The 21,566-nt window shown below is 38.0% G+C and carries 20 protein-coding genes and 1 tRNA gene; 19 read left to right on the top strand and 2 right to left on the bottom strand.

From position 1 onward, the window contains the following. The first annotated feature begins 5 nt into the window (after positions 1-5). The 10 genes from NZ900_07675 to glnA all read left to right on the top strand — a co-directional run bounded on the left by NZ900_07675 (position 6) and on the right by glnA (position 10,788). Positions 6-1,073: a glutamine amidotransferase family protein gene (locus NZ900_07675; protein ID MCS7233962.1), complete on the top strand. Its 1,068-nt coding sequence runs from the start codon at positions 6-8 to the stop codon at positions 1,071-1,073. Between the two features lie 3 nt (positions 1,074-1,076). Continuing rightward, on the top strand, positions 1,077-2,564 hold the full coding sequence (locus tag NZ900_07670) for a glutamate synthase-related protein (protein MCS7233961.1): 1,488 nt from the start codon (positions 1,077-1,079) through the stop codon (positions 2,562-2,564). Then, complete coding sequence (locus tag NZ900_07665; GenBank protein MCS7233960.1) at positions 2,543-3,052, top strand: 4Fe-4S dicluster domain-containing protein; 510 nt, start codon at positions 2,543-2,545, stop codon at positions 3,050-3,052. The genes NZ900_07670 and NZ900_07665 overlap by 22 nt, the downstream gene beginning before the upstream one ends. After that, entirely contained in the window at positions 3,042-4,334 is a 1,293-nt protein-coding gene (locus tag NZ900_07660; GenBank protein MCS7233959.1) for an FAD-dependent oxidoreductase, read from the top strand. Before NZ900_07665 ends, NZ900_07660 begins: the two co-directional genes overlap by 11 nt. A gap of 14 nt (positions 4,335-4,348) precedes the next feature. Next, entirely contained in the window at positions 4,349-5,098 is a 750-nt protein-coding gene (locus NZ900_07655) for a hypothetical protein (protein ID MCS7233958.1), read from the top strand. Positions 5,099-5,229: 131 nt separating this feature from the next. Beyond that, a complete protein-coding gene (locus NZ900_07650; protein ID MCS7233957.1) occupies positions 5,230-6,552 on the top strand; it encodes an ammonium transporter in 1,323 nt (440 codons plus the stop codon). Positions 6,553-6,570: 18 nt separating this feature from the next. Next, entirely contained in the window at positions 6,571-6,912 is a 342-nt protein-coding gene (locus NZ900_07645; protein ID MCS7233956.1) for a P-II family nitrogen regulator, read from the top strand. Positions 6,913-6,937: 25 nt separating this feature from the next. Further along, positions 6,938-7,633: a response regulator transcription factor gene (locus NZ900_07640; protein ID MCS7233955.1), complete on the top strand. Its 696-nt coding sequence runs from the start codon at positions 6,938-6,940 to the stop codon at positions 7,631-7,633. Beyond that, positions 7,620-9,368 (top strand): NAD+ synthase, encoded by a 1,749-nt coding sequence (locus NZ900_07635; protein MCS7233954.1) that lies wholly within the window; start codon positions 7,620-7,622, stop codon positions 9,366-9,368. The genes NZ900_07640 and NZ900_07635 overlap by 14 nt, the downstream gene beginning before the upstream one ends. Positions 9,369-9,453: 85 nt before the next feature. Beyond that, positions 9,454-10,788: a type I glutamate--ammonia ligase gene (glnA, locus tag NZ900_07630; GenBank protein MCS7233953.1), complete on the top strand. Its 1,335-nt coding sequence runs from the start codon at positions 9,454-9,456 to the stop codon at positions 10,786-10,788. A gap of 68 nt (positions 10,789-10,856) precedes the next feature. On the opposite strand, the gene NZ900_07625 is transcribed toward glnA, so the two are convergent. Both NZ900_07625 and NZ900_07620 read right to left on the bottom strand, forming a co-directional pair. Further along, entirely contained in the window at positions 10,857-12,716 is a 1,860-nt protein-coding gene (locus tag NZ900_07625; GenBank protein ID MCS7233952.1) for a TRAP transporter fused permease subunit, read from the bottom strand. 96 nt (positions 12,717-12,812) lie between these two features. Further along, positions 12,813-13,814, bottom strand: coding sequence for a TAXI family TRAP transporter solute-binding subunit (locus NZ900_07620; protein ID MCS7233951.1), 1,002 nt, complete (start codon positions 13,812-13,814; stop codon positions 12,813-12,815). A 179-nt stretch (positions 13,815-13,993) separates the two neighbouring features. Between NZ900_07620 and NZ900_07615 the strand changes: the two genes are divergently transcribed. The 9 genes from NZ900_07615 to NZ900_07575 all read left to right on the top strand — a co-directional run. Next, positions 13,994-14,674: a GntR family transcriptional regulator gene (locus NZ900_07615; protein MCS7233950.1), complete on the top strand. Its 681-nt coding sequence runs from the start codon at positions 13,994-13,996 to the stop codon at positions 14,672-14,674. 12 nt (positions 14,675-14,686) lie between these two features. Further along, positions 14,687-15,688: a C4-dicarboxylate TRAP transporter substrate-binding protein gene (locus NZ900_07610; protein MCS7233949.1), complete on the top strand. Its 1,002-nt coding sequence runs from the start codon at positions 14,687-14,689 to the stop codon at positions 15,686-15,688. A 75-nt stretch (positions 15,689-15,763) separates the two neighbouring features. Next, positions 15,764-16,228: a TRAP transporter small permease gene (locus NZ900_07605; protein ID MCS7233948.1), complete on the top strand. Its 465-nt coding sequence runs from the start codon at positions 15,764-15,766 to the stop codon at positions 16,226-16,228. A 17-nt stretch (positions 16,229-16,245) separates the two neighbouring features. Then, complete coding sequence (locus NZ900_07600; GenBank protein MCS7233947.1) at positions 16,246-17,532, top strand: TRAP transporter large permease; 1,287 nt, start codon at positions 16,246-16,248, stop codon at positions 17,530-17,532. 163 nt (positions 17,533-17,695) lie between these two features. Next, positions 17,696-18,706, top strand: a complete 1,011-nt coding sequence (gene gap / locus NZ900_07595; GenBank protein MCS7233946.1) for a type I glyceraldehyde-3-phosphate dehydrogenase — start codon at positions 17,696-17,698, stop codon at positions 18,704-18,706. A gap of 16 nt (positions 18,707-18,722) precedes the next feature. Further along, positions 18,723-19,904 carry a phosphoglycerate kinase gene (locus tag NZ900_07590; protein ID MCS7233945.1) on the top strand — a complete coding sequence of 394 codons (1,182 nt, stop codon included), beginning with the start codon at positions 18,723-18,725 and terminating at the stop codon, positions 19,902-19,904. A gap of 14 nt (positions 19,905-19,918) precedes the next feature. Beyond that, on the top strand, positions 19,919-20,698 hold the full coding sequence (gene tpiA / locus NZ900_07585; protein MCS7233944.1) for a triose-phosphate isomerase: 780 nt from the start codon (positions 19,919-19,921) through the stop codon (positions 20,696-20,698). 35 nt (positions 20,699-20,733) lie between these two features. Beyond that, positions 20,734-20,823 (top strand) — tRNA-Leu (locus NZ900_07580). A gap of 198 nt (positions 20,824-21,021) precedes the next feature. Beyond that, positions 21,022-21,566: TolC family protein (locus NZ900_07575; GenBank protein MCS7233943.1), on the top strand; the 545-nt coding region annotated here is incomplete at its 3' end.

Genomic DNA, 21,566 nt, shown 5'->3' with positions numbered 1-21,566 from the left:
AAAGGTTGTTTTTTGACCGAGAGTTGAGAAATCCATCAGGTTGTGGAGTTGTAGGGGTAATGAATCAAAAGGGTGAATCTTTTTCGGGGGAACTTATTTTAAATTCTATTTGTTGCATGCGTGAGCGTGGAAATGGATTAGGCAGTGGTTTTGCGGGTTATGGAATTTATCCCGAGTTTAAGGATTATTGGTGCTTTCATATAATGTATTATACAGAATCGGCTAAGTGTGTTGTTGAGGATTATTTAAAGAGCAACTTTATTATTGTTTATCATGAACCTATATCTGTTAAGAAGGTAAATGTTGTTGAGAATGTTCCTTTACTCTGGAGATATTTTATTAGTTTTAGAGAAAGTGAAAGTGTGGAAGAAGATATAGTTCACAGTGTCATGAAGATAAATAGAAAAATAGACGGGGCTTGTATATTTTCTTCTGGTAAGAACATGGGTATTTTTAAAGGAGTTGGAGACCCTGAAGTAATGGGAGAGTTTTATAAGATTCCGGAATATAGAGGCTATTTATGGATAGCTCACAATAGGTTTCCGACAAACACGCCTGGTTGGTGGGGAGGAGCGCATCCATTTGGAATACTTGATTGGGCTTTAGTTCATAATGGAGAAATATCATCCTATGGAGTGAATAAGAGGTACTTAGAGGGTTTTGGATACTATTGTACTTTCTCGACTGATACGGAAGTTTTAGTCTATTTGTTTGATTTGTTAGTTCGTAAACATGGTCTTTCTTTTGATGTTGTAGCAAATATTCTTTCAGCCCCTTTCTGGTCTCAGATAGAAAAAATAGAAGATGAAAGTAAAAAGGAGTTTCTGAAATTATTGAGAATAATCTATGGCCCTGCTCTTGTTAATGGACCTTTTGCTGTAGTAATTGCTAATTCACATTATATGATTGGTTTAAATGATAGGACTAAGTTAAGGCCTCTTGTAGCTGCTAAAGGAGGAGATTTTTTATATATAGCTTCTGAAGAGTCAGCTATACGAGCGATTTCTAATGGTCTAGAAAAAGTTTGGATGCCAAAGGCTGGTGAGCCTGTTATTGGTAAGGTGGAGGGATAAAAAATGGCCAAGGCAAGGTATAGGTCTGAATTTAATGTAGAGAGGGACGAGAGTAAATGTATACATTGTCAAGTTTGTGTGAGGATGTGCGCTTTTGATGTTCACTCTTATTATCCAGAGATGAATCTGGTTATCTCTGATAGCACTAAGTGTGTTGGTTGTCATTTTTGTGAGGATCTTTGTCCGACGAGTGCGATAGCTATTGTTGGAAATCAGTTGAGAATTAGGAGTAATTTCCACTGGTCAGATAGGGATGTTTATGATCTTATAAAACAGGCTGAAACGGGTGGTATTTTGTTAAGTGGGATGGGCTGCGATAGACCTTATAGAGATTACTTTAGGCATCTTGTCTTAAATGCGGCACAGGTTACTAACCCTTCTATTGATCCAATTAGAGAACCTATGGAGCTTAAAACCTTTTTAGGACGTAAGCCTGACAGATTTATGTCTTCTATTCCACCTCAGCTTGAGCTTGAGGTACCTATAATGTTTTCTGCAATGAGTTATGGTTCTATCTCTTTAAATGCTTGTAAGTCTTTGGCTAAGGCTGCCTGTAATTTCGGAACGTATTGGAACACTGGTGAAGGGGGATTACATTCAGAGCTTAAACCTTATGCTGATAGAGCTATAGTTCAGGTTGCTTCTGGGCGTTTCGGAGTTAACAAAGAGTATCTAGAAGTAGGTGCTGCTATAGAGATAAAAATAGGTCAGGGGGCTAAACCTGGTATTGGTGGACATCTTCCGGGAGAGAAAGTAAGTGAGGAAGTGTCAAAGACGAGGATGATTCCTGTAGGAAGTGATGCTATTAGTCCTGCACCACACCATGATATTTACTCTATAGAAGATTTACGACAGCTGATTTTCGCTCTTAAAGAGGCTACGAGGTATAAAAAACCTGTTGGGGTTAAGATAGCAGCAGTTCATAATGTTGCAGCTATTGCTTCTGGAATAGTAAGAGCAGGTGCGGATTTTGTAGTTATAGACGGTATAAGAGGTGGTACAGGAGCGGCTCCTACAGTTATAAGGGACAACGTTGGTATACCTATAGAGATGGCTATAGCTGTTGTAGATCAAAGACTTAGAGAGGAAGGTATAAGGCATTGTGCAAGCATAATAGCTGCTGGGGGGTTTAGAAGTTCAGCTGATGTTATAAAAGCTATAGCATTAGGTGCTGATGCTGTTTATATAGCTACTGCAGCTTTGATCGCTTTAGGGTGTCACTTGTGTCAGAAGTGTTACACCGGTAGGTGTAATTGGGGAATAGCTACTCAGGATCCGTATCTCACAAAGAGATTAAATCCCGATATAGGTGCCAAGAGGGCTTATAACCTTTTGAGAGCTTGGTCTTTGGAAATCAAAGAAATGTTGGGTGGAATGGGAATAAATGCTATAGAGTCCCTAAGGGGGAATAGGGAGCAGTTGAGGGCTGTTGGTTTGACGGAAACCGAAAGGGGGTTATTAGGAGTAAAATGCGTGGGAGAGCAATGGTAGAAAAATTTAAGAGAATTCTTGCGAAAGAGGAGTATTGCATGGGGTGCAGGTTATGTGAAGTTCATTGTGTAGTTCAGCACTCTAAGTCTAAGAATATTTTAAAGGTTTTTAAAGGAGAGGAACCCAGACCTGTTTCTGGCATATGTTTTGAAGAAAGGGGGCCAACTTCATTTGCCCTTCAATGTAGGCATTGTGAAGATGCTCCTTGCATCGAAGCTTGTATTAGTGGGGCTATGTATAGGGATCCTGTGACTAGTAAGATTTTAAATAATAGGAGTAAGTGCGTAGGATGTTGGATGTGTATAATGGTTTGCCCTTATGGCGTTATAAAGCCGGATCACGAGGAGAAAAAGGTTGCCTCTAAGTGCGATTTGTGTATTGATGCTGGTTTTCCTGCGTGTGTTGAACATTGTCCTAATGAAGCTCTTGTTTTGGTTGATTATATGGGTAAGAAAGTATCGAAGGAGGGTTTAACTGATGGAAAGTAAATATTTAATAGTTGGAAATTCGGTAGCTGCTATAGCAGCTATCGAATCTATAAGAGAAGAGGACAAAAATGGTTCTTTAACTGTGGTTTCCGATGAAAAAGTTTATAACTATTCTAGACCACTGATATCTTACTATCTTGGAGGTAAGATAGACGAAGGAAATATCTACTTTAGAGAAAAAGATTTTTACTCTAAAAATGGTGTAAAGCTAATTTTAGGGAAAAAAGCTCAGAAGCTTAATGTTAACGAGCGTTTAGTTTTTTTATCCGATGAAACAGTTATAAGATTTGAAAAATTGCTTATATCCACAGGTGGTAAGCCCATAATTCCTACAATAGGTGGTATTAATGATATAAAAGATGGGATCTTTACTTTTACGAAGCTTTCTGATACAAAGGCTATGCTTGATTATATAAAGTTAAATAACATAAATTCTGCTGTGGTTTTAGGGGGAGGATTAATAGGACTTAAGGCAGCAGAAGGTCTTGTGGCGAGAGGGATGAGGGTTACTATTATAGAGCTTGCTGATAGAATTCTTCCGAACACTTTGGACATCGAGGCATCTGGCATATTAGAAAGAGCTTTAGCAAACTTGGGGTGTAGTGTGGTGAAGGAGGATACGATTGTTTCTGTTTCTGGTGATAATGGGATTTTGAAAAAAGTGTATTTGAGAAGTGGAGAGATGATTGAAACTGCACTCCTTGTTATCGCTATTGGAGTAAGGCCCAATTTGGATCTAATAAAAGATACTCCTATAAATTATGATAGGGGAATCGTTGTAAATGATTATATGCAAACCAATATAAAAGAGATATATGCAGCTGGAGACGTTGTTCAAGCGAAAAGTTTTTTAAATTCGAATAGTGAGGTATTAGCCTTATGGCCAGTGGCTTTTCGTCAAGGTAGGGTTGCGGGATTTAATATGGCTGGAAAGGAAACCAAATATGATGGGCTTTTTGCGATGAATTCAGTTGAAATAGCCGGTATTCCCGTAATATCCTTTGGAATATCCAATCCCGTTGACCTAGACGGGTACGAAGTTTTAGTGAGAAAGGAAAGTAAAGCACCTTTATATCGTAAGATAGTGATAAAAGATGGAAAAGTAATAGGGGGTATTTTTTTGGGAAGAATAGATAGAGCAGGGATATTTCTTGGACTTTTGAGGTTTGGTTTAGAGGTTTCTCCTTTTAAAGAGGAATTACTTAAAGATGATTTTGGTTTTTTAGTTCTACCTAAAAATTATAGAAAACATATGGTTGTGGGAGAGGTGATTGAAGTATGAGCTTTATGGGGAAAATGGAGAAGATAGATTATTTAATACGTGCGGATGGTCTTCACTATAGAATTTTGAATGAAATGATTCATGATGCTATAAAGAGTGGAGTTAAAGAAATTTTTATTGATAATGTTATTGGACAAAGGTATATAGGGTGTGGTTTAAGTGAAGAAAACGTAGGCATATTCATAAAAGGCACCCCGGGTAATGACTTAGCGGCGTTTATGGATGGTTCTAAGATTATAGTTTTAGGGAATGCTCAAGATGGGGTTGGTAATACCATGAATTCCGGAGAGGTGGTGATTTGCGGTGATGCTGGTGATATAGTAGGTTATTCCATGAGGGGTGGAAGAATATTTGTAAAAGGGAACGTTGGGTATAGGGTAGGTATACATATGAAAGCTTATAAGGAGCATTTTCCTGTTATAGTAATAGGAGGATCTACAGGTGATTTTTTAGGAGAATATATGGCTGGAGGCTTAATAGTAGTTCTAGGGTTGGATTCTGACGAGAGAAGAGTGGTAGGAGATTTTGTTGGGACTGGAATGCATGGGGGAAGCATATTTATTCGAGGAAGCGTAGAAAATGTAATTTGGGGTAGAGAAGTAGGTGTAACTGTTGCAAAGGATGAAGATTTTAAGTTGTTTGAAAAACATTTAAAAGACTTCTGTGAGTACTTTTCTCTTGATTTTAATGTAATAACGAATAAGCCTTTTATTAAGCTTTATCCTCAATCGCACCGTCCTTATGGAAGGCTTTATGCATATTGATTATTTTTAACGTTTTTGTAAAGTTGGGGTAAATTTTGTGTAACCTTTCCCTATTATAAATGTTGAAAAGTTTTAAGAAGGGAGAGGTGATAAGGGTGAAGATACTTAAAAAGTGTTTAGTATACTTAATTATGAATATGGTGTTTGGGGAGTGTATTTCTTATGCGAAGGATCCAACTGGCTTGGAAACTTTAAGGGGAAATTCTGTTATGCCTGTTGATTACGTTTGGATCTTGGTATGCGCTTTTCTTGTTATGTTCATGCAGACTGGTTTTGCTATGTTGGAAGCAGGGTTTTGTAGGGCAAAAAATGTTACTAATCTTATAGCTAAAAATTTGATTGATTTTGTTTTAGGTTCTCTAATATTTTTTGCCTTCGGGTATGCTTTGATGATGGGAGATGATTGGTACGGATTGATTGGTATAAAGGGTTGGTTTATGTTGGGAGATTATTATGATGTGAGTAAATATCTTAACATGTTTTGGATGTTGGTATTTTGTGCCACTGCTGCAACTATTGTTTCTGGTGCTGTTGCGGAGAGGCTAAAGTTTAGTGCATATCTTATTTATACAATTGTAGTTAGCAGCATTATTTATCCGATATATGGACACTGGGTGTGGGGAGGAGGTTGGCTCTCCAAACTTCCTTTTGGTTTAGGGGTTTTAGATTTTGCAGGAAGTGGAGTGGTACATGCTCTTGGTGGATTAGTAGGATTAGCTGGAACTATAGTTTTAGGTCCAAGGTATGGTAAGTATAAAAATGGCGTTCCTCAAGCCATCCCTGGTCATAGTGTATCTTTAGCTGCTTTAGGAGTCTTTATTTTGTGGTTTGGATGGTTTGGTTTTAATCCTGGAAGCACATATAGTGCTCATCATTTAAGAATTTCGGTTATAGCTGTAAATACAAACCTAGCTGCTGCAGCTGGGGGATTAGCTGCTTTGATTGTTTCTTATTTAAAAACTAAGAAGTGGGATATAACCATGGCTTTAAATGGTGTAATTGCAGGTTTGGTTGCTATAACTGCTCCTTGTGCTTGGGTTGAGGGATGGGCTTCTGTTTTGATAGGGATCATTGCTGGAGTTCTTATGTATGCGAGTGTTAAGTGTTTAGATAATTGGGGAATAGATGATCCTGTTGGGGCAGTCAGTGTCCATGGAGTATGTGGTTTATGGGGTTTTTTGAGTGTAGGTATTTTTGCAGATGGAACGTATGGTGTTTACTCTATCGAGCCTCCTTATGTTACTGGTTTGCTTTACGGTGGTTGGGGACAATTGTTATCTCAGCTTATAGGTGCGGTTGTGTTATTTGTGTGGGCGTTTGGAATGGGATATGTTTTGTTTAAGTTAATGGATAAAGCTTTTGGTATTCGTGTTTCACCAGAAGAGGAGCTTAAGGGGTTAGATGTTTATGAACATGGGATTCCTGCTTATCCTGATTTCTATAGTAGGGTATAATTTGAAGGGGGAATGGATATGAAGAAAATAGAAGCTTTTATTAGGCCGGAAAAATTTGAGGGTTTAAGAGAAAGCATTAAGAATCTAAAGGGATACTCTGGTATGAGTGTTACCCGAGTTGAAGGACATGGAAGACAGAAGGGTTTGGTTGAGCAATTTAGGGGAAGGGAATTTAAGGTGGAGTTTTTGCCTAAAATCAAGGTAGAGATAGTTTGTTCGGATGAGAATCTTAGCGAGATTGTAGATTGTTTGTTAAAGAGTGCGTATACTGGAGATATTGGAGATGGAAAGATTTTTATCTACGAAGTTGTTGATGCTGTGAGAATAAGAACAGGTGAGAGGGGTGAAAAGGCCCTTTAGTTTTAAGGTGGGGGTGTAAGTTTAAGTGAAAATTATTTTGCTGGTTGAGCCTGAGGATAGTAAGAGAGTATCTGAAAACCTGGTTAGAAAGGGATTTGAAGTGTGTATTTTAGATAGTATAGATGAGTTAATTGATAGGGTTAAAGAAGAGCCTTTTGATGTTGTGGTGTGTGATTTTGAGCTCCTTTTCTCTTATAACAGGGGATTGTTGAACGAAGTTAAGAATAAAAATGCTATTTCTAAAATGGGTATCCCGTTGTTGGCTATTGTTTCTAAAGATAGTCTAAGGTGGTTTTCTGAGGAAGTTTATTTTACGGATTTCATAGTTAAGCCTTTTGTTATTGAGGAGCTTTTGATAAGAATTTTAAGACTTACCAGGATTAAAGAACAAGTTAGTGAAGGAGTAAGAGTAATAAGGTGTGGGGATCTTTATATAGATGAGGAAAGATGCAAGGTTATTTTTAAGGGAAGGGTTATATCATTGACTTTTAAAGAGTACGAGCTTCTAAGGCTTCTTGTCTTAAATAAAGGTAAGGTTTTTAGGAGAGAGGAGCTTTTAAGTAAACTTTGGGGATATGATTACTATGGTGGGGATAGGACAGTAGATACTCATATAAGTAGGTTGAGGAATAAGTTAGGGGACTATGATCATAGGTATATCCAGACTGTAAGAAATATAGGATATAAATTTAGCGAAGGTGAAGAGGATGAGGAAGCTTAGAATAGGTTTGGCTCAACTAAACTCTATCGTGGGCGATTTCAATCATAACGTTTATAAAATTTGTGAATTTATTAAAGAAGGAAAATCTAAAAAAGTTGATTTATTGTGTTTCCCGGAGTTGGCTATAACTGGTTATCCTCCTGAAGATTTGCTTCTTAAGCCAGCATTTATAAGGGATAATTTAGCAGCGCTTTCGAAGGTTGCTGAATTTACAAAAGGATTAAACCTTGCTATATTATTGGGGTTCGTAGATGTGGATTCAGATATATATAATGCTGCAGCTTTGCTATACGATGGAGATATTAAATGCATTTATCGTAAAATGTTTCTTCCTAATTATGGAGTTTTTGATGAGGAAAGGTATTTTAAAGCTGGAAATACTCCTGTTCTCTTCGAGTTGCTTGGGGTAAAAGTTGGTATAACTATATGTGAGGATATTTGGTATTCTATTGGGCCTGCTATAGCCGAAGTGTTAAATGGCGCGGAACTCATAGTTAACATAAGCGCTTCTCCTTATCAGATTGGTAAAAGGGATCTTAGGGAGAGAATGCTCTCTATAAGAGCGCTTGATATGGTTACTCCTATAGCCTATGTAAATTTGGTAGGTGGTCAAGATGAGCTAGTTTTTGATGGATATAGCTTGGTTTTAGACGGGGAAGGCAAGATTATAGCTCGCGGTGACGGTTTTGAAGAGTGCCTGCTTGTGGTTGACCTATTATTTGAGGAAGTGCCTAAAAATAGACTTCGTGATCCAAGGCTTCGTAAAGAAAAAATACGAAGTATGTTGATGCATGGTGAGGTTAAGTTTGTTTTTATTAACGGATGCCTTAAGGAAGAAAAACCAATTATCTCTACTTATATGGGAAGGGCTTTGGATTTTCCTGAAGAAGTATACAGAGCCTTAGTTTTGGGAACGCGGGATTACGTTAAGAAAAACGGGTTTAAAAAAGCTTTGGTGGGGCTTTCTGGCGGAATAGATTCTAGCCTTGTCGCTACTATAGCTGTTGATGCCCTTGGAGCTCAAAATGTAATTGGAGTTTATATGCCTTCGCGTTATTCTTCTTTTACAAGTATGGAAGATGCAGAAAGACTTGCTTTCAATTTGGGGATAGAGTTTAGAGTTATATCTATTGATTCGATCTTTCAAGTTTACCTTGATGTTCTCTCGTCTCATTTCAGTGGCACTGAACCTGATGCCACTGAGGAAAATATTCAAGCGAGGATAAGAGGCAATATTTTAATGGCTTTATCAAATAAGTTTGGTTGGTTGGTTTTAACTACAGGGAATAAAAGTGAGATGGCCTGTGGTTATGCTACTCTTTATGGTGATATGGCTGGGGGATTTGCTGTTATAAAGGATGTTCCTAAGATGCTTGTTTATAAGCTTGCTAGTTGGAGAAATGAGGTAGAAGGAAGAGAAATTATTCCTAAAAGGATTTTTGAAAAACCCCCATCGGCGGAGCTAAAGCCTGATCAAAAAGATAGTGATACATTGCCTCCTTATGATCTGCTTGATATGATAATCGAAGGATATATTGAGAAAAACCTTTCTCTCGAGGAAATAGTATCTTTAGGTTTAGATGCTAGTATTGTAAGACGAGTTGTTGGAATGATAGATAGAAGTGAGTATAAACGTCGCCAGGCCCCTCCTGGTATTAAAATAACACAGCTTTCCTTTGGTAAAGATAGACGTTTTCCTATAACGAATCGCTATAAAGAAAGCCTCGGTTTGTAATAGTTCTGTAATAAAAGCGTAAAATTTCTGTAACAAATTTGATGTATAGTTAATAAAAATTAATGCATAATAGGGAGGGGTTGTGATGAAGAAACACGATGAGGCGAAGGAATATGTTCTTAAGGTAGTTAAGGAGCGTAATATTAAGTTTATCAAGCTCTGGTTTACGGATATTTTAGGTTTCTTAAAAAGCTTTACTATAACGGCTGAGGAGCTTCCTGGGGCTTTAGAGTACGGAGTTGGCTTTGATGGTTCATCAGTAGAAGGCTTTGTGCGAATCGAAGAGAGCGATATGTTGGCAATGCCTGATCCTACAACATTTTGTATTCTTCCATGGCGTCCTAAAGAATATGGTGTGGCAAGGATGTTTTGTGATGTTTTTAATTCTGATGGGACGCCCTTCGAAGGAGATCCTCGTTACGTTTTGAAACGCAATCTTAAGAAAGCGGCAGAGAAAGGCTTTACTTATTATGTTGGTCCAGAATTGGAGTATTTTTATTTTAAATCATCTGATGGTACAGAGTTTTTAGATTTTGGGGGATATTTTGACGCAACGCCTCTTGACTTAGCAATAGATTTAAGGCGACAGACGGTTCTTATGCTTAATGAGATGGGAATAACAGTTGAAGTTAGTCATCATGAAGTAGCATATAGTCAGCATGAAATTGATATAAAATATGCTGATGCTTTAACCATGGCAGATAATGTTATGACTCATAAGATGGTTGTTAAACAGGTTGCTCTTATGAATAATGTATATGCTACATTTATGCCTAAACCTGTCTATGGTATTAATGGTAGTGGAATGCATGTTCATCAGTCGCTTTTTAAGAATGGGAAAAACGCCTTTTATGATCCTAATGGATATTACGGACTTTCTAAGACAGGTCTTGCTTTTGTTGCTGGATTATTAAAGTACTCTCCAGAAATTACTGCAGTGACTTGTCAGTGGGTTAACTCGTATAAACGCTTGATCCCAGGTTATGAAGCACCAGCATATATATGTTGGGGTAGAAAAAATCGCTCCGCCTTAGTACGTGTTCCCGCTGTTTCTGAGGGTATGGAAAATGCTACTCGTGTGGAGTATAGAGCTCCTGATCCAGCATGTAATCCTTATCTTGCTTTTTCAGTTATGTTAGCTGCTGGTCTCAAGGGCATTGAGGAGAATCTGGAGCCACCTAAACCAGTGGAAGTCGATGTATATGATTTGACTGAGGAAGAGAGAGAAAGACTTGGCATAGAGACCTTGCCGGGTAGTTTGGGTGAGGCTGTATCTATTATGGAAAAAAGCGAGCTTGTCAGAGAGTGTTTAGGAGATCATGTTTTTGAAAGTTTTATTCGTAATAAGAAAAAGGAGTGGGATATATACCGTGCGCAGGTAACCGAATTTGAGCTTAAGAGATATTTGCCAATACTATAGTTAGTTGAGTTATTTGGTTTATAACAAGAGCAGTGCATGGTGAAGAAAGGTGCACTGCTCTTGTTATTTTAAACTTCTTTCTTTAAAAATCTATTAATAGTGTAGAGTGATAAGAAAAGTGTAATTCCTATTATATTTAGGTTGAAGGAATTTGGTACCATTAAAATCGAAGCTAGTGCAAAAAATCCTCTTTCATAAAAGGGTAAGGTTTTTTTGGAACCTAAGGTTCCTATTATAGATATTGCCATTGAATATAAGCAGATAAGAGCAGTTGTAAATTTCAATATAAAGCTACTCCAGGAGAAGTTTATGAGAAGCAGTACGGGATTATAGGTATATAAGTAAGGTATTAGGAAACCAGCTATTCCTATTCCGAGGCCTGTTATTGCTACTTTAGTAGGAGGGGCTTTCGCTATAGCTGCCGCAGTATAAGAAGTTAATGCAACAGGTGGAATTACTGCTGACATAGTTCCGAAATAGAAGGCAAAGAAGTGAGCTACGAAAGGATCAATACCTATCATTAATAAGGCTGGAGCTGCTACTGTTACGGTTATTATATAGCAAGCAGCTGCAGGTAGAGCCATACCGAGTATGATAGCAGTAATCATACATAGTATTAAAGTTAACCATAGTTCTCCTTTTGCTGCTTTTACAATTGTGTAACCTATTTCTTGTCCGATTCCTGTCATTCCTACAACTCCGATAATGTACCCTACTATTGCGCAAACAACAGCTATAGATATGGAGTCTATAGCGCTCTCGTATAGAGCATTAATCATATCCTTTAAGGAAAGTCTTGTTGAGCTCTTGATAGCACCTACAGCTATTATAAGTGCGAGTCCAAAGAGGGCACTTATTATTGGGCTGAAGCCCATTATTAAGGCTGCTATTAGAACTATGAGGGGAATAATCATGTGGCCTCTTTCTCTTATGACGTTCTTTAATAATGGTAATTTATTTTTTGGAACCCCTTCTAGCCCCCATTTTAGAGCTCCTAGGTCTACCATTTGGTATAGGCTGAAGTAATAAAGTATAGCTGGGATGAAACCAGCATACATTATTTTAAGGTAGGGGATTCCTAGAAACGAGCTCATTATAAATGCTGCTGCTCCCATGATAGGAGGCATTATTATTCCTCCTGTGGAGGCAATTGCTTCTACGGCTGCGGCAAAGTATGGTTTGTAGCCCGTTTGGATCATGAGCGGTATAGTGAAGCTACCTGTGGTTACCACATTGGCTTGGGCACTTCCATTTATGGTGCCGGTTAGCGCACTTGCTATAATTGCAATTTTAGCTGGTCCACCACGTTTCATACCTGTTAAAGCTGATGCAAAATCGTTGAAAAACTGTGAGGTTCCGCTTGCCCTTAAGAAACTTGAGAACATTACAAACATGAATACATATGAGGAGGATACCATTAATGCTATTCCTGGAATTCCCTCATCTGTCATTGTCATTCTTATTATTATTCTTCTGAGGTTATATCCTTGGTGAGAAAATGGTTCTGGGAAATATGGTCCAAAGTAGGCATAGAATAAAAAGAACACTGATAGTATGGTTAAAGGAAGTCCTACAATTCTTCTAGAAGCTTCTGTTACGAGTATCATTAAGCTGATTCCGTATATAAAATCCAAGGTAGAAGGATTAAAAGCGCTCTTAATAATCCTTTCGTAGCTCAAAGAGAAATAAATTGGAATTATAAGACATGTGAAAGAAAGTATCCAATCTAATAAGGAGGGCCTATCTCTTAATGATTTAGCGGTAGCCGGGTAATATAAAAACCCGAGTGCCATAAGTAGACATACATGAGCTATATTTCTTTCTATTATAGGTGTTAGACCGATGCTATTCATCCATATATGAAGAAGAGATGTAAATATTGCAAGTATCATAGCCCACAGGGCAGGTGTTCCCCTTAACTTTCGCATTTTCGAAATCCCCCTTAAAAATAGGATTATAAAAGTAAAAGGTGGTGTCAGAACTTAAAGACACCACCCTTTCAAAAATAAAATATTTTAAACTTCTTATTTCTTCATCTCAGGAGGAATAATACCTTCGTTGATTTTTATACCACGATCTTGATAAAATTTAATTGCTCCTTTGTGGAATGGTATGCCTCCTATTTTTGCGGCACTTTCTAGATTTAAATAAGTTAAAGCGTGGTGTTGCTTTTTAATTTCATCAAGGGCTTTTATGTATATTACTTCGAGCATTTTGTATATGAGCTCATCAGGTAAGTCCTTTTCTACAAGTAAAACAGTTGGGTTAGCAGCTACCTTTAAGTCCCTATCCTGCCCAGGGTAAGTTCCTTTGGGAATTATGCCTCTGACATAAAAGGGAGCTATTTTCTGTAGCTTTTCGAGCTCTTCATCAGATATTTCAAACATATCTATGGGAACTCTACCCACATATGCTTGTGCTACAGCTGATGTAGGTATACCTGCTGAAAGATATGCTGCATCTATAAGTCTGCTTTGAAGAGCTTCAACAGAGTCCCCGTATCCCATATATTCTGGTATTATGTCGTTGAATGTAAGATCTGCTGTTGCTTTAAGAAGAGATTCCATATAGAAATGGGGATTCCCAGCTGGACCGACTGCTACTTTTCTACCTTTTAAGTCTCTCCAATGTTTTATACCTGTATCTTTTCTATATATTACCTGGGTCATTTCTGGCCATAAGGTGGTTATAGCTCTTATGTTTGTAACCTGTTTTCCCTGAAACATTTCTTTTCCTTCATACGCCCATGTTGCTGGAGCGCTTCCTGCTATTCCCATTTGGATTTCTTTTCTTGCTAACATCGAAAGGTTTTCGATGCTTCCTCCAGATGCTTGGGCTGACCATTTAATACCAGTTTCTTTAAGATATGTGTTAAAAGCATTTGCTAGTATGGTACCAGCGGGGTAAAAGGTGCCTCCCGTCGATCCAGTCCCTATTACGATGAATTTTAGTTGTGCAAATGCTGTTCCGTAAAATATTGAAAGTGTTATGATAATGATTGGTACCCATAATCTTAACTTTTTCATCTCCATTCCCCCCCTTTAAAATGAATTTAGATAAAATCATTATAAATTATTTAGTTTAAAAGAGTCAAGATATGTACTTCAGGCTTAATAGTTTCATTATAATCAAAATTAAATAGGTTTTTTATAACTTCTTGACATATAGAGCTTGGTATGGTAGTATACAAAAGGAGGGAGGAATGATGGATTTATTAGTTTCGCAGAAGAGAAACTCTTCAGCACGAGATCATGTTTATGAAACTTTGAAAAAAAATATTATTCTTTTAAAACTGGAGCCTGGACAGAGCGTAACGGAGACGGAGATTGCTGAAGCTTTATCTGTTAGTAGGACCCCAGTAAGAGAGGCTTTTGTTAGACTATCTCAAGAAGGTCTTCTTGAAACTTATCCTCAAAGGGGGACTATAGTCTCTCTTATAGATCTTGAAAGAGTGGATGAGGCGAGATTTATGCGTAGGACGCTTGAAAAGGCTGTAATGAAGATAGCATGCAGTTCTTTCCCTCAGGAACTTATATTTGAGTTAAGATCTAATTTGGCCTTACAAGAGCTTTGTCTCCAGGAGAAAAATTTTTTAAAACTATTTGAACTTGATGAGGAATTCCATAAAGTAATTTATAAAGCTTGCAGGAAGGAGCGCATATGGGATCTTATATCTCAAATTAATGCTGATTTTAAGCGTATTAGAGTTTTGAAACTCTCTTTAGGAATAAGGGTTGGAGAAGTTGTTGATCAACACAAAAGAATAGCTGAATGTATCTTTTCTCACGATAATGCACATGTAGAAGGGTTAATCGATGAGCACCTCCCTCAAAATGATCCTGATTTTGAGAATTTGCAAAAGCTTTACCCAAAATATTTTAAATAGGAGGTGTTTCTAATGCGTGGGTTGTGGAAGCATAGCGTTGTTGTGGTTGTGGTAATGGTTTTTGTTCTATCTATGGTATTTGTTGGGGCTACGTTTGCTCAAGATAAGACCTATACTCTAAGAGTTTCTATGGTCATTACTAAGGGTGACAATATTTACGAAGGGTATGAAAAGTTTAAGCAAGGTGTTGAAGCCCGCACTAACGGAAAGATAAAGGTAGAACTTTATCCCGGAGGCGTTCTTGGAAGAGATGAAGAGATACTCGAGCAAGCGGTAATGGGTGCTGAGGTTTGCGTTAATACTGATGCAGGTCGCCTGGGAGTATGGGCTAAAGAGGTAGGGATTCTTCTTTGTCCTTATCTTACTGATAGCATTGAAGATTGGATGAAACTTCTAAAGTCTGACCTCGCAAAAGAATGGTACGCTAAAGTTACAAAGGAAAAAGGGCTTGTTGTTCTTGCATTTAACTGGTATGCAGGTGCGCGTCACTTTTTAACTAAGAAACCAATATCTAAACCTGAGGATTTAAGTGGACTTAAAATTCGTACACCTGGGGCTCCTGTATGGCAGGAGACTATAAGAGCTTTAGGGGCTACACCAGTTGCCCTTCCCTGGACAGAAGTTTATATGGCTCTTCAGCAAGGTGTTATTGATGGTGCTGAGGCACAGCATCCAGCTACCTTTGGATCAAAGCTCTATGAAGTTGCGAAATATATAACAAAAACAGGACATATTCAGCTTTGGAACTCTCCAGTAGTTGGAGAAAAGTGGCTTAAGGGGCTTTCTTCTGATTATCAAAAAATCTTGTTCGAAGAGGCAGTTAAGGCTGGGGATTTTGCCACGGATCTTTTGCTTAAGATGTTGACTGATCTGGAGGCAAAGATGAAGGCTGCGGGAGCCATAATAAATGATGTAGATACTACTCCGTTTAAGAAGCGTGCTGAGGCTGTGTACGAGAAGCTTGGTTATCAAGAAATTCGTAAGAAGGTTTTGGATTTCTTAGGTAAAAAGTAAATTAAATTCTTGATAATTTTATGGGTGGGCTTGATTCAAGCCCACCCATAAAATTATGGTGGAGGGGAAGGAAAGGTGGAGCGGATCTTTAGAATTATCGATAGAGTAGAGGCAAAATTTTGTCAGATATTATTAGGTATAATAGTAGGGCTTGTTTTTGTTTCAGCTCTTCTACGTTATATTGGTTATCCTATAAATTGGACAAATGCTTTAGCTTCAGGGTTATTCGTTTGGTTAATATATATAGGAGCAGACAGAGCGTTAAGAAGAAAAAAACATATTGGTATGGGTTTTTTTGTTGAGAAGTTGCCGTCAAGGATTAGATGGCTAATAGGTATATTGGTTGATATAGTTATATTAGTATTTCTAATTTATGTTAGTTATCTTGGAATCAGAATGACTTTAGCTAACACGGGAAGGGTTTTTGAAGAAATCTTTTTCCTTAGTTACTCTGTAGTTGTAGCAGCTGTTCCTGTTGGAACAATTCTTATGAGTTTTACGCTTATTTATCAGATATATACTAAAATAAGAGGATTATGAAAGGGTAGGTGTTGGAGATGTCGTTTCTTTATGGAACTTTAGCTTTCATATTTTTGTTAGCATTAAACGTTCCTATTGCTTTTACGCTTGGAATTTCAGGAATAATATATTTTATTAGCCAAGCTACAATTCCTATTCCAATAGTTGCTCAGAGACTTGCAGCGGGCACGCAATCTTTTCCTTTATTAGCAGTTCCTTTTTTCATTCTTGCTGGGCATCTTATGAATGCCTCTGGAATTACTTCTCGATTTATACGTCTTGCTGATGCTCTTGTTGGACATTTACCAGGTGCCTTAGCGCAAGTAAGCTGTGTTTTAAGTATGCTTATGGGTGGTATATCTGGTTCTTCTAATGCCGATGCTGCTATGGAAACGAGAATACTTCTCCCGGAAATGCGCAAAAGAGGTTATGATGATGGCTTTTCTGCGGCAGTATTAGCCTGTAGTTCCTTAAGTACGGCAATAATACCTCCAAGTATAGGTCTAGTTTTATACGGTTTTGTTGGACAAGTTTCGGTTGGAAAGCTATTCATGGCTGGAGTTATACCAGGTATACTTATGGGTATAACGATGATGATAGTTACCCATTGGAAAGCTGTTCGAAAAGGATATGATATGGAGCGTAGAAATAAAAGAAAGTCTTTACGCGAGGTGTACGAGGCTCTTCGAAATTCTATATGGGCGTTACTTTTCCCTGTTTTTCTTATCGTTACCCTTCGGTTTGGAATTTTTGCACCTGTTGAAGCGGCAGCTTTTGCTGTGGTTTATGCTGCATTTGTTGGTAAAGTTATTCATCGTGAACTTACTTGGGAAAGCTTCAAGGAGGCTTTGCTTGATGCAGCGGAGGATAATGCTATCATAATGTTAATTGTTTCTATGGCAGCTATACCAATGTATGCGTTAGCTTTTGAAAAGGTTCCCGTTAAGATGTCGTCCTTTATTATAAATCTTACTAATAATCCAACATTAATTATGCTTGCTATAATTGTTTTTCTTTTCTTTGCGGGAATGGTGATGGAAGGTACGGTAAATACTTTGCTTCTTACTCCTATATTTCTTCCTATAGTTAGGGAAGCTGGTTTCGATCCGGTTCATTTTGGTGTTATCTTTGCAATTATGATACAGCTTGGAGGTGTCACTCCGCCGGTTGGTGTTAATATGTTTACAGTGTGTTCATTAGGAGGTATTCCTGTAGAAAGTTGTATTAAGGAAAGTGTAGCTTATATAGTGGCTCTTTTAGCGTTAGTTATTATTCTTGTTTTTGTTCCTCAACTAAGTTTGCTACTTGTAGGGTTTATGGGATAGTCTAATTTTATTGACTTTTCAATAAATGTCTGGTATACTATAAAAGTAATGTGTTACGTGGGTAGAGTTAAAGTGGTAGAGGTAAGAGAAAGCCACATCTCGAAAAAGGGGTGTGGCTTTTTGTTTAACATTAGCAAAGTCTTAGAAGAGGGAGGTGCTTGCTATGGGAGCAAGGGTAGGAATCAATGGGTTCGGAAGAATTGGTAGGTTAGTTTTAAGGTCTGCACTTAAAGATGGTAGGGGGAAAGGGTTGGAGTTCGTTGCAGTTAATGATATAACCGATGCGAAAACGTTAGCACATCTTTTTAAGTATGACTCTGTTCATAGAATATGGGATGGAGATGTAAGTTATGATCAAGAGAATATATATGTGAATGGTAATAAAATAAGGGTTTTTGCTGAGCCTGATCCAGCTAAGATTCCTTGGGATAAGTATGATGTTGATATTGTGATTGAATCCTCTGGGAGGTTTACTGATGCTGATAAGGCTAGTAAACATTTTCGTGGGAGTGTTAAAAAGGTAATAATAACTGCACCAGCTAAGGGTGAAGATATTACAATTGTCATAGGTGTTAACGAAAAAAGCTATGATCCTCAGAAACACAAAATAATATCTAATGCCTCTTGTACTACTAATTGTTTAGCACCTTTGGTTAAAGTCCTTCACGAGAATTTCGGTGTAGTAAAAGGATTAATGAGTACTGCGCATGCTTATACCAATGATCAAAGAATTTTGGATCTTCCTCATCAGGATCTTCAAAGGGCTAGAGCAGCAGCTTTATCTATAATCCCTACCACTACTGGTGCTGCCAAAGCTATAGGAAAGGTTATACCTGAGCTTGCTGGTAAGCTTAATGGTATAGCATTAAGAGTACCTGTTCCAAACGTTTCTGTTGTGGATTTCGTTGCAGAGCTTAAGAGGCCTGTAACTGTAGAGGAGGTAAACGCAGTTTTTAAGAAGGCTGCGGAAGGGGAGCTTAAAGGTATACTTGCTTATGTAGATGAACCATTGGTTTCTGTAGACTTTAATGGAAATTCTCACTCTTCAATTTTTGATGCTACTCAGACCATGGTTGTGGATAATATGGTCAAGGTTCTTGCGTGGTATGATAACGAATGGGGTTATGCTTGCAGGGTAGTAGATTTGACAAAATATATTGCTGAGAGGTTGTAAGGAGTGATATACATTGTTGGATAAAAGGACAATAAGGGATATAAACGTTAAAGGTAAAAGGGTACTAGTTAGGGTTGATTTTAACGTTCCCTTAGATAAAAGTGGAAATATAGAAGATGACTATAGAATAAAAGCTACTTTGCCTACGATAGAATATCTGATTAGTGAAGGAGCAAAGGTGATATTGATATCTCATTTAGGTAGACCTAAGGGTGTAGATAACACTTTAAGGATGAATCCTATTGCTAAACGTTTAAGTGAACTGTTGGGTAAAGAAGTTTATAAACTTGACGACTGCGTTGGAAGCGAAGTTGAGAGTTTTGTTAAAAATATGAGAGAAGGAGATGTTGTTCTTCTTGAAAATGTCAGATTTCACCCAGAAGAGGAGAAAAATGATCCTGAATTTGCTTCGAAGCTAGCTTCTCTAGCAGAGATATTCGTAAATGATGCTTTTGGTGCGGCTCATAGGGCCCATGCTTCTACCTATGGAGTAGCTAAGTATTTACCTGCAGTAGCCGGATTTTTAATGGAAAGGGAGATAAGGTTTTTATCTGCCGTTAGGGATAATCCTAGGAAACCTTATTTTATAATTCTTGGAGGAGCAAAAATAAGCGATAAAATAGCTATGATAGAGAATCTTTTAGATAAGGTGGACGTATTTCTTATAGGTGGAGGGATGGCTAATACCTTTTTAAAGGCTCTAGGTAGTAATATGGCTAATTCTCTTTGTGAGAATGATAAGCTTGATTTGGCTAGAGAGCTGCTTAATAAAGCTAAAGATAAAGGAGCTAAGATAGTTTTGCCTATAGATCTCAAAGTTGCTAAGAGTCTTGATTCTTCAGAAATAAAAGTTTCACCTGCAAATGAAGTTCCAGAGGGATATGCTGCTTTTGATATAGGGCCTCATACAATTGAGCTTTTTAAGAAGGAGTTAGAAAGAGCTAGAACAGTATTTTGGAATGGGCCTTTGGGAGTGTTTGAAAAGGAGCCATTCGATGAGGGAACAAATGAGATAGCAAGATTTGTGGTTTCTTTGGAGGGGATAATATCTGTTGCTGGCGGAGGCGATACTGCTTCTGCTTTAAAGAAAACAGGTATAGATGAGAAGTTTACTCATGTTTCGACTGGTGGTGGAGCTTCTCTTGAGTTTATGGAGGGGAGAGTCCTTCCAGGTATAGATGTGCTCTTAAACAAGTGAGGGGAGAGGTAAGCTTGAGAAAGCCTTTAATTGCTGGAAATTGGAAAATGCATAAAACAAATAATGAAGCTGAGGAGCTGGCTTTTGAAATAAAGAATGCTTTAGTAGATGTAAGAAAAGTAGAGATAGCTCTGTGCCCACCTTTTACTGCTTTAGAGAGAGTGAGCAAGGTTATTAGTGGTACTCAAATTGCTCTTGGTGCCCAAAATATGTTTTGGGAGGATGAAGGAGCTTTTACTGGAGAAATTTCTCCTAAAATGCTCTTAGCTTTAGGTTGTAAATATGTTATTCTTGGACATTCCGAGAGAAGGAAGTATTTTAAGGAGACCGACGAAGAGATTAGAAGGAAGGTTTTTAAGGCTGTTGATGTTGGACTAGTACCTATCTTGTGTGTAGGTGAAACTCTTGAAGAACGAAAAAATGGAAAAACCTGGAATGTGGTAGAAAAACAGCTCGTTTCAGTTGTGAGTGGGTTCCCAAATCAAAAGGAGTTTGTTGTGGCCTATGAACCAGTATGGGCCATAGGGACTGGTATTCCAGCTACTGGTGAAGATGCTTTGGAAGTAATAACAGGTATACGTAGGAAGCTTAGCGATCTTTTAGGGGGAGAATTTTCATCAGCTACACGTATACTCTATGGAGGGAGTGTCAAACCCGAGAATATTATGGAATTCATGAGATATGAGGATATAGATGGGGCATTGGTCGGGGGAGCAAGTATTAATGCCGAAAGCTTTATCGGTATAGTTAAAAAGGTGGCTGAAGAAAGAAGTTTTAAGCCCAATCGCTCTTGAAGCCTTGAAACTTCTCTGATATAATTTCTTCAGGTGCCGGGATGGCGGAACTGGGAGACGCATCGGACTTAAAATCCGATGGACTTTCAAAGTCCGTGCGGGTTCGATTCCCGCTCCCGGCACCATTTTATTATCTCCTTTTGTTATCTTTCATTGACTCCTCTTGTTAAGGATTGGTAAATTTCTAAGTGGCTTGTCACATTTTAAAACCTTCTTTACGTATTCCTCTTTAGGGAAGCCCGAAGTTAGTAGTATAATGATTTTGACTGACCGGTTGGTTTTAAATACCACAGTACGGTTCTCAGGAAAGAGAGGTGCAGAAAATGAAACGAACTGTGATTTTAGTAATAATTTTCCTTAATTTTTTAATTCCTTTAAGCAAGGCGTATTCTTTAGTCATAGATTTAAATAAGGCTCTCGATATTGCTTTTCAAAGGAATTTGAAATTGAAGCAGGCTATGGCGGCAGTTGAGGCTGCAAAAGCTAAGCTTATTCAGGCAGAAAGTATATTGTACCCAACACTGAGTTTTCAAGCTACTAGAACAGAGAGGAGCAGGGCGGGGGGAGGGATTTCTGGTTTTCCTGAAGAGTTAAACCCAACTGCTGAAGATATGTTTCTATACAATTTTATGCGAAGCGTTATGAATAGACTAAGTTCTTCTTCCGCTGCGGATTATCAGGTTAGAGTTAGTTTGTCTTATCCAATCTATCTTGGGGATAAGAAAGATGCGACTATAAGAGCTGCAAGGGAAAATTTGTTAGCAGAGTTAGAAAATTTAAGGCAGGTTAAGAATGAGGTTTTCTATTCAGTTGCTGAGGCTTACTATAGTTTTCTTAAAGCTAGGGGGGCTTATTCAATAGCTTTGGA

Source organism: Synergistota bacterium (genome assembly GCA_025060595.1).
Taxonomy (GTDB): Bacteria; Synergistota; GBS-1; order GBS-1; family GBS-1; genus 42-11.
This window is presented reverse-complemented; position numbering and strand designations above follow the sequence as displayed.

Coding starts and splice junctions, on each gene's coding strand:
- NZ900_07670 (MCS7233961.1), top strand. CDS start 1,077: ATGGCCAAGGCAAGGTATAGGTCTGAATTTAATGTAGAGAGGGACGAG.
- NZ900_07665 (MCS7233960.1), top strand. CDS start 2,543: ATGCGTGGGAGAGCAATGGTAGAAAAATTTAAGAGAATTCTTGCGAAA.
- NZ900_07660 (MCS7233959.1), top strand. CDS start 3,042: ATGGAAAGTAAATATTTAATAGTTGGAAATTCGGTAGCTGCTATAGCA.
- NZ900_07655 (MCS7233958.1), top strand. CDS start 4,349: ATGGAGAAGATAGATTATTTAATACGTGCGGATGGTCTTCACTATAGA.
- NZ900_07650 (MCS7233957.1), top strand. CDS start 5,230: ATGAATATGGTGTTTGGGGAGTGTATTTCTTATGCGAAGGATCCAACT.
- NZ900_07645 (MCS7233956.1), top strand. CDS start 6,571: ATGAAGAAAATAGAAGCTTTTATTAGGCCGGAAAAATTTGAGGGTTTA.
- NZ900_07635 (MCS7233954.1), top strand. CDS start 7,620: ATGAGGAAGCTTAGAATAGGTTTGGCTCAACTAAACTCTATCGTGGGC.
- glnA (MCS7233953.1), top strand. CDS start 9,454: ATGAAGAAACACGATGAGGCGAAGGAATATGTTCTTAAGGTAGTTAAG.
- NZ900_07625 (MCS7233952.1), bottom strand. CDS start 12,716: ATGCGAAAGTTAAGGGGAACACCTGCCCTGTGGGCTATGATACTTGCA.
- NZ900_07620 (MCS7233951.1), bottom strand. CDS start 13,814: ATGAAAAAGTTAAGATTATGGGTACCAATCATTATCATAACACTTTCA.
- NZ900_07615 (MCS7233950.1), top strand. CDS start 13,994: ATGGATTTATTAGTTTCGCAGAAGAGAAACTCTTCAGCACGAGATCAT.
- NZ900_07610 (MCS7233949.1), top strand. CDS start 14,687: ATGCGTGGGTTGTGGAAGCATAGCGTTGTTGTGGTTGTGGTAATGGTT.
- NZ900_07600 (MCS7233947.1), top strand. CDS start 16,246: ATGTCGTTTCTTTATGGAACTTTAGCTTTCATATTTTTGTTAGCATTA.
- gap (MCS7233946.1), top strand. CDS start 17,696: ATGGGAGCAAGGGTAGGAATCAATGGGTTCGGAAGAATTGGTAGGTTA.